Source organism: uncultured Traorella sp. (assembly GCF_944327115.1).
In the GTDB taxonomy this organism is placed as follows: Bacteria; Bacillota_I; Bacilli_A; order Erysipelotrichales; family Erysipelotrichaceae; genus Traorella.
Map to the genome: position 1 here is coordinate 1 of NZ_CALVGS010000068.1, position 17,052 is coordinate 17,052.

Annotated in this window: 22 protein-coding genes; 20 read left to right on the top strand and 2 right to left on the bottom strand. The window is 35.9% G+C overall.

The features are described 5' to 3' along the window. Positions 1–273 precede the first annotated feature (273 nt). From Q0K35_RS06585 to Q0K35_RS06605, 5 genes are all read left to right on the top strand, one after another. Positions 274–1,575 (top strand): MATE family efflux transporter, encoded by a 1,302-nt coding sequence (locus Q0K35_RS06585; RefSeq protein ID WP_294561869.1) that lies wholly within the window; start codon positions 274–276, stop codon positions 1,573–1,575. Between the two features lie 69 nt (positions 1,576–1,644). After that, positions 1,645–2,412 (top strand): SagB/ThcOx family dehydrogenase, encoded by a 768-nt coding sequence (locus Q0K35_RS06590; RefSeq protein WP_294561870.1) that lies wholly within the window; start codon positions 1,645–1,647, stop codon positions 2,410–2,412. Positions 2,413–2,422: 10 nt separating this feature from the next. Further along, the gene (locus Q0K35_RS06595; RefSeq protein ID WP_294561871.1) at positions 2,423–3,247 is read left to right on the top strand and encodes a hypothetical protein; all 825 of its coding nucleotides are present in this window, start codon (positions 2,423–2,425) and stop codon (positions 3,245–3,247) included. Continuing rightward, positions 3,240–3,800, top strand: coding sequence for an RNA 2'-phosphotransferase (locus Q0K35_RS06600; RefSeq protein WP_294561872.1), 561 nt, complete (start codon positions 3,240–3,242; stop codon positions 3,798–3,800). Before Q0K35_RS06595 ends, Q0K35_RS06600 begins: the two co-directional genes overlap by 8 nt. A 234-nt stretch (positions 3,801–4,034) precedes the next feature. Then, positions 4,035–4,274, top strand: a complete 240-nt coding sequence (locus Q0K35_RS06605) for a hypothetical protein (RefSeq protein WP_294561873.1) — start codon at positions 4,035–4,037, stop codon at positions 4,272–4,274. Between the two features lie 63 nt (positions 4,275–4,337). On the opposite strand, the gene Q0K35_RS06610 is transcribed toward Q0K35_RS06605, so the two are convergent. Next, positions 4,338–5,177, bottom strand: coding sequence for a DegV family protein (locus Q0K35_RS06610; protein WP_294561874.1), 840 nt, complete (start codon positions 5,175–5,177; stop codon positions 4,338–4,340). Then, a complete protein-coding gene (locus Q0K35_RS06615) occupies positions 5,170–5,601 on the bottom strand; it encodes a MarR family transcriptional regulator (protein ID WP_294561875.1) in 432 nt (143 codons plus the stop codon). Before Q0K35_RS06615 ends, Q0K35_RS06610 begins: the two co-directional genes overlap by 8 nt. A gap of 170 nt (positions 5,602–5,771) precedes the next feature. Here Q0K35_RS06615 and Q0K35_RS06620 point away from each other — a divergent pair, with 170 nt between their 5' ends. The 15 genes from Q0K35_RS06620 to Q0K35_RS06685 all read left to right on the top strand — a co-directional run bounded on the left by Q0K35_RS06620 (position 5,772) and on the right by Q0K35_RS06685 (position 16,894). Then, on the top strand, positions 5,772–6,740 hold the full coding sequence (locus Q0K35_RS06620) for a P1 family peptidase (RefSeq protein ID WP_294561876.1): 969 nt from the start codon (positions 5,772–5,774) through the stop codon (positions 6,738–6,740). Then, positions 6,737–7,552, top strand: a complete 816-nt coding sequence (locus Q0K35_RS06625; protein WP_294561877.1) for an aminoglycoside 6-adenylyltransferase — start codon at positions 6,737–6,739, stop codon at positions 7,550–7,552. Before Q0K35_RS06620 ends, Q0K35_RS06625 begins: the two co-directional genes overlap by 4 nt. Positions 7,553–7,578: 26 nt before the next feature. After that, positions 7,579–7,827, top strand: a complete 249-nt coding sequence (locus Q0K35_RS06630) for a hypothetical protein (protein WP_294561878.1) — start codon at positions 7,579–7,581, stop codon at positions 7,825–7,827. A 5-nt stretch (positions 7,828–7,832) separates the two neighbouring features. Next, positions 7,833–8,090, top strand: coding sequence for a hypothetical protein (locus Q0K35_RS11565; protein ID WP_365936214.1), 258 nt, complete (start codon positions 7,833–7,835; stop codon positions 8,088–8,090). Further along, positions 8,039–8,176 (top strand): hypothetical protein, encoded by a 138-nt coding sequence (locus Q0K35_RS06635; RefSeq protein ID WP_294561879.1) that lies wholly within the window; start codon positions 8,039–8,041, stop codon positions 8,174–8,176. The genes Q0K35_RS11565 and Q0K35_RS06635 overlap by 52 nt, the downstream gene beginning before the upstream one ends. 208 nt (positions 8,177–8,384) lie before the next feature. After that, positions 8,385–8,747, top strand: coding sequence for a heavy metal-associated domain-containing protein (locus Q0K35_RS06640; RefSeq protein WP_294561880.1), 363 nt, complete (start codon positions 8,385–8,387; stop codon positions 8,745–8,747). A gap of 510 nt (positions 8,748–9,257) precedes the next feature. Next, the gene (gene loaP / locus Q0K35_RS06645; protein WP_294561881.1) at positions 9,258–9,779 is read left to right on the top strand and encodes an antiterminator LoaP; all 522 of its coding nucleotides are present in this window, start codon (positions 9,258–9,260) and stop codon (positions 9,777–9,779) included. Between the two features lie 184 nt (positions 9,780–9,963). Continuing rightward, positions 9,964–10,221, top strand: coding sequence for a hypothetical protein (locus Q0K35_RS06650; protein ID WP_294561882.1), 258 nt, complete (start codon positions 9,964–9,966; stop codon positions 10,219–10,221). Between the two features lie 30 nt (positions 10,222–10,251). Continuing rightward, positions 10,252–11,316, top strand: a complete 1,065-nt coding sequence (locus tag Q0K35_RS06655; RefSeq protein WP_294561883.1) for an exopolysaccharide biosynthesis polyprenyl glycosylphosphotransferase — start codon at positions 10,252–10,254, stop codon at positions 11,314–11,316. A gap of 31 nt (positions 11,317–11,347) precedes the next feature. Further along, positions 11,348–12,820, top strand: coding sequence for an LCP family protein (locus Q0K35_RS06660; protein ID WP_294561889.1), 1,473 nt, complete (start codon positions 11,348–11,350; stop codon positions 12,818–12,820). A gap of 3 nt (positions 12,821–12,823) precedes the next feature. Next, positions 12,824–13,558, top strand: coding sequence for a Wzz/FepE/Etk N-terminal domain-containing protein (locus tag Q0K35_RS06665; protein WP_294561884.1), 735 nt, complete (start codon positions 12,824–12,826; stop codon positions 13,556–13,558). A 4-nt stretch (positions 13,559–13,562) separates the two neighbouring features. Then, positions 13,563–14,351: a CpsB/CapC family capsule biosynthesis tyrosine phosphatase gene (locus Q0K35_RS06670; protein ID WP_294561885.1), complete on the top strand. Its 789-nt coding sequence runs from the start codon at positions 13,563–13,565 to the stop codon at positions 14,349–14,351. Positions 14,352–14,372: 21 nt separating this feature from the next. Further along, positions 14,373–15,083 carry a CpsD/CapB family tyrosine-protein kinase gene (locus tag Q0K35_RS06675; RefSeq protein WP_294561886.1) on the top strand — a complete coding sequence of 237 codons (711 nt, stop codon included), beginning with the start codon at positions 14,373–14,375 and terminating at the stop codon, positions 15,081–15,083. A 13-nt stretch (positions 15,084–15,096) separates the two neighbouring features. After that, complete coding sequence (locus Q0K35_RS06680; RefSeq protein ID WP_294561887.1) at positions 15,097–15,732, top strand: hypothetical protein; 636 nt, start codon at positions 15,097–15,099, stop codon at positions 15,730–15,732. Positions 15,733–15,829: 97 nt separating this feature from the next. Next, the gene (locus Q0K35_RS06685) at positions 15,830–16,894 is read left to right on the top strand and encodes an NAD-dependent epimerase/dehydratase family protein (RefSeq protein ID WP_294561888.1); all 1,065 of its coding nucleotides are present in this window, start codon (positions 15,830–15,832) and stop codon (positions 16,892–16,894) included. The last annotated feature ends 158 nt before the right edge of the window (positions 16,895–17,052 follow it).

The window sequence follows — 17,052 nt, forward strand, 5'->3', positions numbered from 1 at the left end:
CGAATGAAGAAATTGAAAATGGAACGACCTTGTCTTGGGTAAGCATATCAAAGGCATTTCATTTGATTCATGATCGTATTCATACAACCAATCAACGTAAATTTCTTCAAGCTCGGGATGTATCGGCTTTGAATGCTTATATTTCTAAATATAAATAAATGACATAAAAAAATACAATTTCTATAAAATAATTTGAAAGATTGTGCTACAATAGTAGCCATGAGCGGATTAAGTAAGTCATATTTATTGAACGGGGATATCAAAGCAGGGCTAATGAAATTGGCCCTGCCTTTAATGGTGCTCAATCTTGTCAATTCTTTATACAATATCGTTGATACCTTCTGGGTCGGTAAGATGGGTGAACTTCAGGTTGGTGCGGTAGCTTTGATCGGACCGATCATGGGATGTGGCAGTGCTTTGGTCGTAGGTCTTAGTGCTGCCGGTATTTCGATGATTTCGAGAGCTTTGGGTGCTTCAGATCAACAAAAGGCCAATGAGTATGCCACACATTTATTGGTCATAGCCATGTTGTTCGGTATTGTGATCGGTGTCGGCTGTCTTTTGTTTTCGTCTTTGATTCTTGATTGGCTGCAGACACCTGCGGATATATATCAGGATGCATCGGCTTATCTATTTGGTATTTCCTTTGATTTTTTATTTTTATTCATATTGAATATTTTTCAGACGATTCGGCAGGCAGATGGTGATGCACGAACAGCTGTTGTCTTTAATGCGATTGCTGCTATCTTGAATACGATCCTTGATCCTTTCTTTATCTTTACTATGCATATGGGTGTTCTGGGAGCGGCAATTGCTACTGTATTAAGCAAGGTCCTGGTCATGCCTTTTGTGTTCTATATTCTTTTTCATGATCGGGATCATGTTGTCTGTTCCTTTAAAAGCAGGATGAAATGGAAGGTGTTCAAGGAATTGATCTTTGTAGGTATTCCTGCTTCTTTGGCACAGTTTCTGTCTAGTTTTGGATTTGTTTTGATGAATAAATCCATCGTTGGTTATGGGTCGATCGCCATCAGTGCCTATGGTTTAGGAAATAAGGTGACTGATCTGTATTATATTCCTGTCAATGCCTTCGGAGGTGCCCTGGCGCCTTTTATCGGTCAAAATATCGGAGCTGGCAATCGTGAACGAGCAAAGGAATGCTTTAAACAGGCAATGATCTTGACAGCGATATGCAGTGCCATCGTCATGCTGATTGGTTTATTTGCCTCCCGTTATCTTGTCTTATTGTTTGTCAGTGATGCATCGAATGAACTGATGAATCTGACACTTGAATACTGCTTTTATGTGGTTGTGACCATTTTCTTTATGGGATGGTTTCAGAATATACATGGTGTGTTCAGCGGGGCAGGAAAAACAAGGCTGATTTTATATCTTTCTACTTTCCGTTTATGGGGATTAAGGATTCCTATGATTTACTTATTTTATTATTTTACGGATCTGGGTCCTGCGGGTATCTGGTGGGCCATGGTCATCAGTAATTTTGTTACTTGTCTTGCCGGACAGTTTTTCTATCAGCAATATCATTGGCTGAATAATGATGAGATAAAGGCATAATAGAAAAGTTATGCTTTTTTCTTATCGGATATGATATAATCTTTATTATTACTGCGAAAGGAGAACAACATGGAAGAAAAAGAAATTAAAGAAAGAATAAGAAACGGAAGAAATTTTATGAAATTCAGAGCTGAAGATGAATATAGTGATTTTATGTCGGATCAGCAGTTAAAAAAACCACAGCCTCCTTTATGTAAAGAAAAAAGCAGTGAATGTGTGATTCCTCTTTCAAAGGATTTCGATGCATTGAACATCAGCAAAGACTTTACAACGATCCTGATGGAAAGAAAAAGCAGCCGTGTCTATACGCAGCATGCAATGACATTGCTTCAGCTATCATATTTATTATATATGACTCAGGGAGTCAAGGAAATCAAGGGTGAAAATTACGCCACGATGCGTACGGTACCAAGCGGCGGAGCTCGCCATGGTTTTGAAACTTACCTGATCGTTAATCATGTGGAGGGATTAAAAGCAGGAAGGTATCATTATCTTCCTTTGACGCATGAGCTGGAATATTTGGGAAGCATCAAGCAGGCGGAGAATATCATTGATGAAACGCTTGTAGGACAGAAATGGGCCGTGAAAGCAAATGTGATCTTTTATTGGTCATTTGTGGCATATCGCTGTGAATGGCGCTATGGTATTTATGCACATCGTCCGGCTTTGATCGATGCCGGTCATGTGGGAGAGAATTTATATCTGGCATGCAGTGCATTGGGACTGGGAACCTGTTGCTTAGCGGCTTTTGATGATCATAGCTGTAATGAAACATTTAAGTTAGATGGTGAAGAAGAGTTTGTCGTCTATGCTGCACCGGTAGGAACGATCGATTAGGAGGAACAATATGAAGAAATCGATATTTAAGCGCTTCATGAAGGCTTTGATGATGGAAATACGGGAACATAGAAGTACCTTTCTTGTTTATTCGGTGCTTCGTTTAGCGGTCATCGCAGTCGGAGTATTACAATTTTTCAATGGAAATTATGAGAATGTCTTTTTGTGCATCTTAACATTGATTCTGTTTATGGTTCCAAGTTTTATCCAGCTGACTTTTAAGGTGGAATTGCCAACGACCTTGGAAATCATTATTTTACTATTTATTTTTGCGGCAGAAATCTTAGGAGAAATTGACGACTATTACCTGCTTTTCCCATTCTGGGATACGATGCTGCATACGATGAACGGTTTTCTGGCAGCTGCTATCGGCTTTTCGCTTGTAAACCTTTTAAATGACAGTGAAAAGATCCAATTCGAATTATCGCCGATCTTTGTGGTCATCGTTGCTTTCTGCTTTTCAATGACGATCGGTGTCGTTTGGGAGTTCTTTGAATTTAGTATGGATCAGCTTTTCGGGATGGATACCCAGAAGGATACGATCATACATGCCATCAATTCTGTTTCTTTAAGTGCCGATGGTTCCATGACGACCTTTAAAGATATCAGTCAGGTCATCGTTGACGGAACGGTTTTACCGATCAGCGGATATCTGGATATCGGTCTGATCGATACGATGCAGGATCTGATGGTCAATTTCATCGGAGCAGCAGTATTCTCGTTATTTGGATTCTTCTATATCAAATATAAAGGCAAGATCAATCTTGTGAATCATTTTATTCCGACAAAGAAAAGCAAGGAACGGGATTATTTGGAACAGGTCATCAATGAATGATCGTAAGGCAGAACTGACCAAGATCAGTAAATTCATTGCCATGCTTTTACGTCATAAACCTGAAACAATAGGTCTGAAAATGGATGAGCATGGCTGGGTCAGCGTTAATGATTTGATTGAAGGAATCCGAAAAAATAAAAGTAAATCATTTGATATGGCAGATTTGGAAGAAATCGTCCGTATTGATGAAAAACAGCGATATGCATTGAATGCCGATAAAACGATGATTCGCGCCAATCAAGGACATTCGATACAGGTGGATGTTGGATTGGAGAAAAGAAATCCTCCGGATATCTTATATCATGGTACAGGTGAGAAATATGTTTCGTCGATCGATCAGCAAGGCTTATTGCCGAAATCCAGATTGTATGTGCATTTGTCATGGGATGTTGATACTGCAATTAAGGTAGGCAGACGTCATGGAAAGGTCGTTGTTTATAAGGTTGATGCGAAAAGAATGGTTGACGATGGTCATGATTTTTATCTCTCTGCCAACAATGTCTGGCTGATACGAGCGGTACCGGCTTGTTATTTAAGCAAGATAGAATTATAATAAAAAAGATGATCGGATAGGTATATATTCATTTACACTGAAAATGGGATATGGTAAAATGAGGGTGATGAATAGAGAAAAAATGAATATGTTGAAACATAGCCCTCAAAGATATAAGAATGGAGTATGATTAAGCACGAGTTTTTAACTTGTGCTTTTTTGATGTAAAATCTGACTAAAAAATCAAGAGATCGTAGTTTTGAAATTGTTTTTGTATTGTTTCATGGAGGCTTTTTGGAAAAAATACGATCATGTAAAAAATTGTTAGGAAGGTGGATGAAGATGATGACATGGGATATGATCCTTGATATCATGATTCGTATATTGATGATAGGGGTATATATTGATTATATAAAAAACAGATTTAATAAACTGACGAGAACAAGAAAGATCGTAACGGCACCCATATATTTATTTTTTGCGATATGGGCTGTCTGTCATTTAATTATTGATGCGATAGAAATAATAAAATAAAAGAAGAAATCTTTTAGAAGTGATATATTACAAAAAAGCTAACCTTTGGGGCTAGCTTTTTTATTATTTTCTTACAAAGGCAATGATTCGTCCGCCCGGCCCTGCATGAGAGCCGATGACCGGACCTACGATGCCATGAATGGCTTTATCAAAATGAAATTCTTCTTTTAAAAGATCTTCAAATTTATCTAAGCCTTCATCATTTCCGGTATAGCCGATGCATACGGGTTCCTGCAGATCGATATCACCTGTTTCATGGATAAGTTCGATGATCTTAGAAATGCTTTTGCGGGTACCACGGCAATTCGCAAACAATTCAAGCTTTCCTTCTTTGATACCGACGACAGGTTTGAATTTTAATAGCGTTCCTACCGTTGCACTGGTCTTAGAAAGACGGCCGCCTTTATAGAAATATTCCAAAGTATCTACTAAGGCAAAGATATGAACCTTTTCTTTATATTTCTCTAAGATCGAAACTATTTCTTCAAGCGTCTTGCCTTCATTTCTTAACTGGAGAGCTTTTTCAATGATGATCCTTAATCCGAAAGTGGCATTGGCACTGTTGATGACCTGGATCTTATCATATTCAAGAAGATCTTTCGCAATCATAGCGCTTTGATAAGTGCCGCTGACTTCAGCGGATAGTGTGATCACCAAGATCTCATCACCGGCTTCTTTTGCTTTTTCATAGACTTTTAAAAAGTCTTGAGGTGACGGCTGGGAAGTTGAAGGGGTCAGATCTTTTTCTTCCAGTCGCTTATAAAATTCTTCCGGTGACAGTTCAACTCGGTCTTTATATTCATGTCCATCAACACGTACGATCAGAGGTACGATTTCGATATTCATTTCTTTCGCAAGCTCTAAAGAAATATCGGATGTAGAATCGGTAATAATTTTAATCATTTGTATGTTCTCCTTTTTTCATTTCGTCATCAATCTTAATAAGCATTTTTTCAAGAAGGGCCACTTCTTCAGGGTCAAATATCTTTTCAATATGATTGAGCGTTTTTGCGATATATAGATCATTTTCCCGATAACAGTCAATAAATTTCTGTGTGACCTTTAAATGTGAAGCACGCTTATCTTCTTTGCTTGGCACTTTAGTCAGATAGCCTTTTTCGATCATCTGATTGATCTTATAGGTAGCATTGGGCTGTGAGATTCCCATATAGCTGGCATATTCAAGGATCGTGGGTTCCTTCAGCATATATATGATATCTAGGCTGAAAGCTTCCTGCATATTTAAATCTTTCGTATTACGGCATAAAGATGCATAGAAGTTCATTTTGAAAATGTCATAGACTTTCTGGAATTCTTCTGCTAGCATGATCTCCTCCTTAATTACTTAAAATATTTTAAATAAAATATTTTAAGTATATTATAGGCCTTTTCCAATAAATGTCAATGGTAATATGCTTTTATGAAATTATCTTTTTTTCATCTTGTTTTATGTTAGAATAGATTTATCGATAGATGAATAAGAAAGCAGGTGGAAAAATGAGTGAATGGAAACCTATCAGTTTACATGATATCAAAGGGATTCGCATTGGACACGCACAGGATGAAGAACATGCGACCGGATGCAGTGTGATCCTTTGTGAAAAGAAGGCTGTATGTGGAGTTGATGTGCGTGGCGGCGGGCCTGCCTCCAGAGAAACGGAGCTGTTGAAGCCCACGGCCAGTAATGATGGTATTCACGGATTGCTGTTAAGCGGGGGCAGTGCCTATGGTTTGGATGCTGCCGGTGGTGTCATGAAATATTTGGAAGAACATAAGATCGGCTTAAAGGTTGGAAAGTCATTAGTACCGATCGTCGTTGGTTCCTGTATCTTTGATTTAGGCTGTGTGGATGATCGTGTTCGCCCGGATGCAGCGATGGGTTATGCAGCTTGTGTGGACAGTGAAAAACATCTGGAACGTAATGGCAATGTCGGAGCCGGTATGGGAGCAACGGTAGGAAAGATACGCGGTGATGAGTTTGCGATGAAATCAGGGTTAGGCTGCTATGCCGTGCAGACAGGCCGTTTGCAAGTGGGGGCTATCGTTGTCGTCAATGCTATTGGCGATGTATATGAGCTGGATTCCAATCATCAGTTAGCAGGTCTTCTGAATGCGAAAAAGGATGGCATGATGAGCAGTGAGCAGGAAGCCGTCAAGCTGCTTCAAATCGCCAGTAAATTTTCTTTCAATACGACAATCGGTGCCATCGTCACAAATGCCGCTTTAAATAAAACAGAAATGAACAAGGTGGCAGCCATGGCAAGCAATGGACTTGCTCGTACGATACGTCCGCTCAATACTTCCATGGATGGGGATTCGATCTATGCGTTGGCAACAGGTAAAATAAAATCAAGTCCTGATGTTGTAGGCACGATAGCGTCCTATGTTTTAGGAAAGGCTGTGAATCGTGCGGTATTAGAAACTGAAGAAAAGTATGGCTATAAAGCGGCAAGGAGCTTTTTATGAGAAGTCAGTCGGAAATGATGGAGCTGATCCTTTCTAAAGCCAAAGATGAGCGGATCCTGCTTATCACACAGGAGGGCAGCCGCAATACGGATGAAGCGGATGTTTTCAGTGACTATGATATTACTTATTTTGTGGAAGATGTGAATGATTTTGATGACACGTTCATTCGAGATTTTGGAGATATCATGATCTTACAAAAACCGGAAGCAATGCCATGTCTGAAACATGCCCGCACCTATCTCATGATGTTTCAGGATGGAAATCGCATTGATCTAAAAATAGCTCCTCTTAGTGATCTTCAGGAATATTTGCGGGAAGAGAATGTTCATGTGATCATAGACAAAAGAAATCTTTGCACGAAAAAAGACTATCTTAATCACACCTATGAAATCGAGATACTTTCTCATTCAAAAGCCTTGGCATGTATCAATGAATTTTACTGGATCGCCCTTTATGTCTTAAAGGGTATCTTACGTCATGACCTTCTATATGCGAATTATTACTTTACACATATCTGTATGGAAGAATGTCTGAAAATGATGAGCTTTGATATCCAGCTTCATCATCATGAAAAAATAAAGCTTGGAAAATGTTATAAAAGGATCTTTGAATATATCGATGAACATGACCATGAATTAATGGAAAAGTGGTTTCATACGGCAAGTAACTTAGAAATGAGCGAAGCTTTATTATCATGTATGTATCTATTTAAATCTTATGCCAAGGATGCTTTTTCACGATCAGGATGGACGATGCCAAAGGAAGTAGACAGGGTCGAGAGGTATATTTCTAAGAAATTAAGTAAAAAGTAAGATTTGATTATTGTGTTTGGAGGACGATGATGGTCATACGTGCATATCGAGAAGATGATGAAAAAAAAGTGGCTTGCTTGCCGTGTACTCTTTTCTTAGATACCTCATATCATGATGATGTGATGACAAAACGGGTCAAGTATGAAAATGACGCGATTTGTTTAGTAGCAAGCGAAGATGAGAAGATCGTTGAATTGATTGATGTGGAGATTGAAAAGAAACTAAAAACATTATGCGCTGCCTCATCTCATAGAGGGGCAGTCATTGGAATTTAGCGGTATTGCCGCAATACAGACGCAGACATATAGCTTTAGATTTATGGGAAGAAGCAAGGAAGAAGCTTTTAGAGAAAGGTATTCATAATTGTGAGGTATGGACTCAGCAGGATGAAGCGGCAATCGCTGGTATCAATCACAAAGATTTAAAAATATTGAAGAGTATAATTGGTTGCGTTGCTATATTGAATCTCGAAAGGCGGATCATTTTTTGGATCATCAACATGCCGGGAAGATATATGGAGTGGATGAGTTGGTCATAAAGACAGAATGTTCACGCAGAAAAGAATTATCAGACTATTGTGATCGAATGGAAGAAGTTCGTTTATATGTTCTTGATCTGGATTGAGGATTTTGATAGGGGATCATCCGCTCCAAAAGGGTGTTTTTGAAACAGCATTGATAAGGACACCCAAGCATTTAAGTGAACAGATTCAATAACTGCGATTAAATGAAAGTTCTTCTTATGAAGAGCTTTTTCTTTATAAAAATGACTTGACAGGAAGGGAAGTAGGATTATAATAAAGTTAGTTAAAACTAACTCAGGAGGGTTCATCATGGAAGTTTTTCTTATATTAATTATTATCATGATATGTATTTATTCGATCAAGAGCTATATGAAAAAACTACAAAGCGGATGTTGCGGAGGTGAAAGCGAACCGATTAAAAAAGTGCGCATAAAAGATAAGAATCTCTCCCACTATCCGTTCGAAGCAAAAATAAAAATATATGGTATGACCTGTTCGCATTGTAAAACACGTGTGGAGAATGCTTTAAATGCTTTAGAGGGCGTATATGCAAAGGTACATCTTGATAATGGAATGGCGGAGGTGCATATGAAAAATAAAATATCTGAAGATACTTTAAGTCAAGCAGTCAAAGATGCCGGCTATCAGGTTCAGAAGATTTCTTTTAATTAAGCATTTGTATTAAATGATACAGATGTTTTTTTATAGATGATGTGAATGAAAATATTGATATTTTCTTTCCAATTTTTAGAATGAAAAAGAATCTATTTTATTTATAATTTATATGATAAATTTACATTATTTAATATGCTTTGAAATAAAAAAGCTTTAAATAAAGGTAAATATGACTATTAAAATAATTGTTCAATATGACTATAAATATATTTATGTTCATGGTTAAGTGAATTAAATAATACATATTTTTAATCGATTTTTATTGAAAATAATTATTATTAGTGGTAAAATCATTCAGGAATCTATATAAAATCTTTTAAACGTTATATAGTTGTTGAAAAAATGAAGGAAAGGGGAGAAAAATTTATTGAATCGTTTTTATAGAGGTTTCGTTTATTAAATTGTTTTTGGTTTTTTTGTTGCGAAATAAGCAGGTTTTGTTTTTATTTGATTGGGATGCAAGACAGCAAGATAAAATGAGATTCAGTTTATGAATGGAGACACTTGATGAAATACTGGTATATTTTATATGTTTTGGGTGGAAAAGAAAAAAAGATATCTGAGCTTTTAAAAAATAGAAGTGATTGGGATGTCTTTACTCCTTATAAAGAAGTAGTACACAAGGTAAAAGGGAATAAGGTATTAGTAAAAAAATTGCTATTTCCATCCTATGTATTTGTAGAAACAGCATTAGATCCTATTACTTTTCGAAGAAAATTAGCAGAGGATCGACAAAGGATTCAAGGAATTTTAAAAGAATTAAAGTATGACGATAACATCAGTGCCTTAACCGATGAAGAACAGACCTATTTAAAAGGATTAATGAATGATGATAGAACGGTTTCCCTTTCTAAAGGAGAAATCATCAATGGAAAAGTTTCTATCATAGAAGGTCCTTTGATGGGATACGAAAGTGAAATCAAGAAGATCGATCGACATAACCGCAGAGTTATTTTGCATGTTGAAATAAATGGAAATATTGTTGAAGTAAATGTTTCCTTAGAAATTGTGAAAAAGATCGAATCTTAGAAGTAATAGTTGTTTAGGCACTTTATGGAGAGGTTCAGGACATACAAAACCCGTTCAACACTCTATGTGGGGGAAGGGAGGAGTATGTTTTTTTATTTCCAGATTTTGGAAAAAAATGGGTTATTTTTGTTAAATTGAAGTGAATTTAAGAAGTAAAGTATTTTTTGTTATGGAAGTGTTGTGAATGAGAAAAATTGGAATATCAGTGATTTTAATGCTTGTTGAGGCATTTGTTTTTTTGTGTTTAACAACTTTATTAAATATACCGGATAATAAAAGAATTTTTTTGCTAATCATATTAGTGTTATTTTTGTTTATTTTTAATCATTATAAAATAACATCGAAACTTATTTGGGATGAAATGAGGTCGCTTGCGAAAGCGATGTTATGTTTTTTTGTCAATTCAGCAATTATACTGCTTGCTGTTGAAGAACCATACTAGTATATAAAAAGCTTTTTATTAGCTTTTATCATGTATATCGTTGCTTTATTGACCAATCGTTACTGTAGGATACTTTTTAGAAATATCTTTAAAATAAAGACGTTGATCATTGGGACAGACTATGAAGCATCGCGGTTTGGTGATATTGCGAAAAGTAATCGCTTTATGTTAACGGAAATAGATGGATATGTTCGTTATCGAAAAGAAGCTATTCATGAAGAACTCGAAGCAAAAAACGCCAAAATATTTGAAGATAAAGATTTGGAAAATATACTTGCCAGAGATCATATCGAACAAGTCATTGTTGTATTACCTGATATTTCAAAAGATGAGATCAATCAATTGATGCTACGATTGCATGATCGAGTAAGAATCATTAAATATATGCCAACAGTTAATGTTACATTGACGTTTAATTCAGTGATTCAAGATTTTGATGGGTCTTTGCTTGTTTCAACAGCACAAGGAAGAATCGATATTTTTGAACGCTTTTTAAAACGTATCGTTGATATCATTGCCTCCATTTTCGGTCTTATCTTATTAATTCCTCTTTCAGTATTTGTGAAAGTGAAAAATTGTAAAAACAATGATCATGATCCGATCTTTTTTAAACAGGATCGTATCGGATTGGATGGAAAACCTATCAAGATATATAAGTTTCGTTCGATGATACCAAATGCTGAAGCTGTTTTAGAAGAATTGATGGAAAAAGATCCGGCTATTAGAGAAGAATATCTAAAAAATAAAAAACTTAAGAATGATCCTCGAATTACAGAAGCAGGAAAAGTATTACGTAAAACATCTTTAGATGAATTTCCCCAGTTTATAAATGTATTAAAGGGAGAAATGAGCTTAGTGGGTCCACGCCCCTATCTTTTTAGAGAAAAAGAGGATATGGGCATTTATTATAATTCCATCATAAAATGTAAACCGGGTATTACGGGAATGTGGCAAGCCAATGGCAGGAGTGATGTCGGATTTGAAGAACGATGTAAATTAGATGATTATTATTATAAAAATTGGACTTTTGGATTAGATTTGATCATTATATATAAAACTATAAAAAGTGTAATCTATGGAAAAGGGGCATTATAGAAAAAGAAAGGTAGGAAAGAAATTGAAAAACATGTTGAAAAACAGTGGCTTTTATTTTTCGATGGCCTTTACTCTTATTGCGATTGGATTGATCGTACAGGCAATCGTTTTTAATATTGTACCTATAAAATATTTAATTCCGGCAATCATCCTATTGATTTTGATCGTTGCGGGAATGTGGTACATACAGTTAGGAAGAAAAATGAGTAAAATGACGAAGATCATAGGTAAAGTGATCATAGTCATTTTATCTGTTATTTTAGCTGCAGGAAATTGGATGCTCTATACTACAAATAGTGCATTTAACAAGATAACCACAGATGAAGATGTGTTAGTTTATTCCATTGTCGTGATGAAAGAGAGTGGGTATGAAGAAGTCACAGACTTAAGTAATAAAAACTTTGGTATAGTAAGCCTGGGTGATGTATCAACACAAGCCAAGGCATTAGAAGATCTCGAAACAGATTTGAATTTGGAACCTGCAACCGTCAGTTATGATTCTTATATTGATTTTGGCGATGCTCTCTATGATGGACAAGTAGATGCTATCGTATTAGATGAAGGATCACGTGGATTGCTGGAAGAAAATCATCCTGATTTTAATGATGCAACGAAAGTGATCAAACAATATATATTCAAAAATGAAGCAAAAGATATCAGTAAGAATGTAGATGTCGTTACAAAACCTTTTAATATATATTTAACGGGAATTGATACCTATGGAACGATTTCTACAAGGTCCCGTTCGGATGTGAATATGATCATATCTGTAAATCCAAAGAATCACCAGATTTTACTGACCGGAATTCCTCGTGATTTTTATGTTCCGCAAACTTGTCAGTATAATCAATTAGATAAATTAACTCATACCGGCATTTTCGGAGTAGATTGTACGATCGAAACGATGGAGAATTATTTAGATATCGATCTAAATTATTATGTCAGAGTGAATTTTTCCAGTGTTGTAAATATTGTCGATGCATTAGGAGGTATTACGGTCAATTCACCGTATGCATTCACGACTCTCCATGGTAAATATGAAATTAAACAAGGTGAAAACCAATTAAATGGGGAAGAAACACTGGGATTTGTAAGGGAACGTTATAGTTTTGCTGATGGAGATCGGGAACGAAGCCGAAATCAGATGCGTGTCATGGAAGCAATGATCGATAAAGCTTTGTCTCCACAGATCATCACAAATTATGCAAATATATTATCAGCAGTGAGTGATAGTTTTCAAACAAATATGAGTACAGAAGAAATGACGTCACTTATAAAACAACAGTTAAATGATATGAGTTCATGGGATATCAAGCAGATTCAAGTAAGCGGACAAGGTGCAACGATGTGGACGCCTGCAAATGGGTTTGATGCTTATGTAATGATTCCTGATGAAGCTTGTGTAGAAAACGCTAAAAAATTAATAGATAAGATCATTTCAGGAGAATTGATTACAGACGAAGATGTGAAAATACAAAATGAATTAGTTGCAAATGCAGGCTGATTCATGAATGAAAAATTAGAAAGGATTTTGTACGTGGAAGATTTTAAGAAAAATGTAGAAAATGATGAAATCGAAATTGATTTAAGTCGATTGTTTATTGAAATTAGAAAAAAAATTATATTCATTCTTTTGACGGGTATCATTGGTGGAGTTTTTGCTTTTATATTTACCACATTTTTTATTACTGAAAAATATGAAAGCAGCGCACGCATTTATTTAAAACCGAATACGACAGAAAGCGGAACGATTGATTATAATACATTAAATGCGAACTCAAAGATGGTGAATAACTATATGTTGATGCTCCAAGGTGACAGTGTATTAGATAAAGTGACTGAGACGTTACAATTAGAAGATCGAGCCAACAATTTTGTGAAAAACTCATTGACGGTTACGAATGAAACGGATAGTGAAATTATTAAGGTGACGGCAAGAACAGAAGATCCGGAGTTATCAAGAGATATCGTAAGTGCTGTTATCGATCAGTTTTTCTCTGATGTAAGAACGAATTTAGATGTGAAAAACTTAATGATCATCGATCAGGCGAAAGTAAATGAAGTACCGGTAAGCCCAAATAAAAAGCTGAATACGATGTTAGGTATATGTGCAGGTATTGCAATTTCCGGTGGTATCGTCGTGTTACGATTCTTATTGGATAAACGTTTGCATACAAAAGAAGATGTAGAATCTTATCTGGAAATTCCTGTATTGGCTGAAATTCCTTATTTCGAGGATTAAGCATATGCAATTTATTGATATCCATAATCATTTGGCTTGGGATATTGATGATGGAATGGAAAACATGGAGCAGGCGAAGATTTCGCTTGAGAATGCCAGAACTGATGGCATAAAAGCTATTATTGCCACTCCGCATTTTATTCCCGGTAAGCAAGATAAAGAAGATCTTCTACTGATGACAAAGAGAATGAAAGAATTAAAAGAATTAGCAAAACAATTTGATATAGAGATTTATTTCGGAAGTGAGATCTTCTTAAATGATGATTATTTAGACATGATCGATAAAGATAACTTTTATACACTGGCAGGGTCCGGGTATGCATTATGTGAATTTGATGTACGACAAGATATCATGAAATTAGGAGATATGCCGAATGATCGTTTATATGAATTTACCGTACGAGATATGATTCCGGTGATTGCTCATGTAGAACGTTATTTTCCTAAAGGAATATCACTTGATATGGTGAAAGAATGGTTTGACAGCGGATATATCATCCAAGTAAATCGTACGAGCCTTCTTGGTCATCATGGAGAGATGATTAAGAAAAATGCATGGAAATTACTTCAAGAGGGTCTTGTACATGTTATCGCAACAGATACACATCGTGCGAAAGGACATCGGGTTTGTCAATTGAGTGATGTATATGCAATGGTTTCAAAAGAAGTTGGTAGAGAAAATGCTGAACTTCTCTTTTACTATAATCCGTTACATATTATTCAAAATGAAGAATTGGAAGAAATGAAAGTTATCAAAAAGAAGAAATCATTTTTTCAGTTTTTTAAAAGATAGAAGTTAAAGGAGATGAAGAAATTGGAAAGAAAAGTGGCTCCCAAAAGAAATGACAATAAAAAGAAACAAGTTCAATTCGATTATATGGAAGTATATCGTCAGCTGAGAACGAATATTGAATATTCTTCATTTAATGAAGATGTAAAAGTGGTCAATATTACAAGTTCAAATCCTGCAGAAGGGAAAAGTTCTGTTGCGAGTAATTTAGCGACGGTTTCGATAGCGAAATATGCAAAGGTCTTATTGATTGATTGTGATTTGCGTAAACCTGTTCAACATAAGATCTATAAAGTATCTAACAAGGTAGGTGTCAGCAACCTGATGAAAGATACAAATGAAATTGATATTGATGATGAACGTTATTTCCATAAATTTAAAAACAGTGCAGCAGAAGGGAAACTGTATCTTTTGACGAGTGGAAAATCCGTACCAAATCCACAGGAACTTTTATCAAGTAATCGATTTGCGGAATTAATCAAACGTTTTAGAGAAAAATTTGATTTTATCATCATAGATTGTCCTCCATTGAATGCAGTATCGGATGCAGTCCCAATCTCTCATGTTACAGATGGTACGATTTTTGTTGTTTCTGCGAAGGATACAGATAAAAGAGAGGCAAAAAATGCGTTACAGACGTTACAGCGAAATGGCGCAAAAATATTAGGATGTGTTCTTACCAAAGTAGATAAAACAACGAGATCTTACTATAGCTATTACGGAAGCGACGAATAAGAGGTGTTGTTAAGTGAAAATCAAGTATTCTTTGGATAAATTTGAAAAAGTAATACTCATACTGGCAATTTCAGCAGTATTGATTTTAATTGTTTTTGGATTCTTTTATTCAGCGAACAAGAAAACAGAACCCTATGTATCCAATTATAGTGAAGATAATGTTATTGTTGAAACAGATGAAGTAACTTTAAAACAAGATACTTTTACGATGCAGCGAAATGGTTCATTAGACAATGATCCTGCAGATTACTTTAATGGAAGTGCAGAAAATCTGAAACAAATCCAATTAAATTTAAGTGAAGTAAACACGTTACAAGTAGGTAGTTATAGAGCTACAGCTACATTGAATGATACGGTTTATGAATTTACGATCAATGTAGAAGAAAGTGAGAATCCTTACTTATCAGCAGAAAATCAGAATTTTAGATTCTTTATTGGAAATTACAGTACGATCGAAGAAGTCATTGAGATTGCCGGTGTTACAGCAACCGATATAGATGGAAATGATATTAGCGAAGATATTGTTGGATGGCCGGATAGCTTACCGGATACATATGGAGAAACTACCTATAGATTAAGTGTTACAGATATGTATGGAAATGTAGGATATATCTATATCGTAGTCAATTATCAAGAAGTAGTTTATTAAGAAAAACAATGAAAAGATTGCTGTAGAAATCATGAATATCGGGATGATTTCCACAGTGATTTTGATTATGAAAAGATGAAGAAAGGGGAACCACGAGATGAGTTATGTGGATTTAAATGGAAAAACGATATTAGTTACCGGTGCGGCTGGTTTTATAGGATCCAACCTAGTAAAACGTCTTTATCAAGATGTGAAAGATGTGAGGGTCATCGGTATCGATAACATGAATGATTACTACGATGTGCGATTAAAGGAAGCTCGACTTGCTGAGTTATCAACATATCCTTCCTTTATTTTTATTAAAGGCAGTATTGCTGATAAAGAACTGGTCAATAAGGTATTTGAACAGTACAAGCCGCAAGTCGTGGTAAATCTTGCTGCTCAGGCTGGAGTACGCTATTCCATTATTAATCCGGATGCTTATATTGAGTCGAATATGATTGGCTTCTATAACATCTTGGAAGCTTGCCGACATTCTTATGATGAAGGACATTCGCCTGTAGAACACCTAGTTTATGCGTCCAGCTCATCTGTCTATGGTTCTAATAAGAAAGTGCCATACAGCACGGATGATAAAGTGGATAATCCGGTTTCCCTTTATGCAGCTACGAAAAAATCAAACGAATTGATGGCTCATGCTTATTCAAAGCTTTATAACATCCCGTCAACTGGTTTGAGATTTTTCACAGTTTATGGTCCGGCGGGTCGTCCTGATATGGCCTACTTTGGATTTACAGATAAGTTAAGGGCTGGCAAAACCATTCAGATCTTTAATTATGGAAATTGCAAGAGAGATTTTACGTATATCGACGATATCGTGACTGGTGTAGAAAAGGTCATGCAAAAAGCGCCAGACAGGGCAACTGGTGAGGATGGTCTGCCTGTTCCGCCTTATGCCCTCTATAACATTGGCAATAACCATCCAGAGAACTTACTGGATTTCGTTCAGATATTGAGCGAAGAGTTGGTAAGAGCCGGCGTATTGCCAGAAGATTATGATTTTGATGCTCATAAAGAGCTTGTTGCGATGCAGCCCGGTGATGTACCGGTAACTTATGCTGACACGTCTGCATTAGAACGTGATTTTGGATTTAAACCGAGTACCAGTCTTCGAGACGGATTGCGAAAATTTGCAGAATGGTACAAAGAATTTTATATGTAAAATTCGTTTGAACGGTAGAAATACAAGATCTAGGAGCTAACTATATAAAAATCAAGAGATTTAGATGAAAAAGTTTGAAAATATAAAATTTCTAATTTTGTATGTTAGCTGGAGCTGTTCTTTGAAAAGTGAATAGTAATTTGTACTTTTTGGGCATG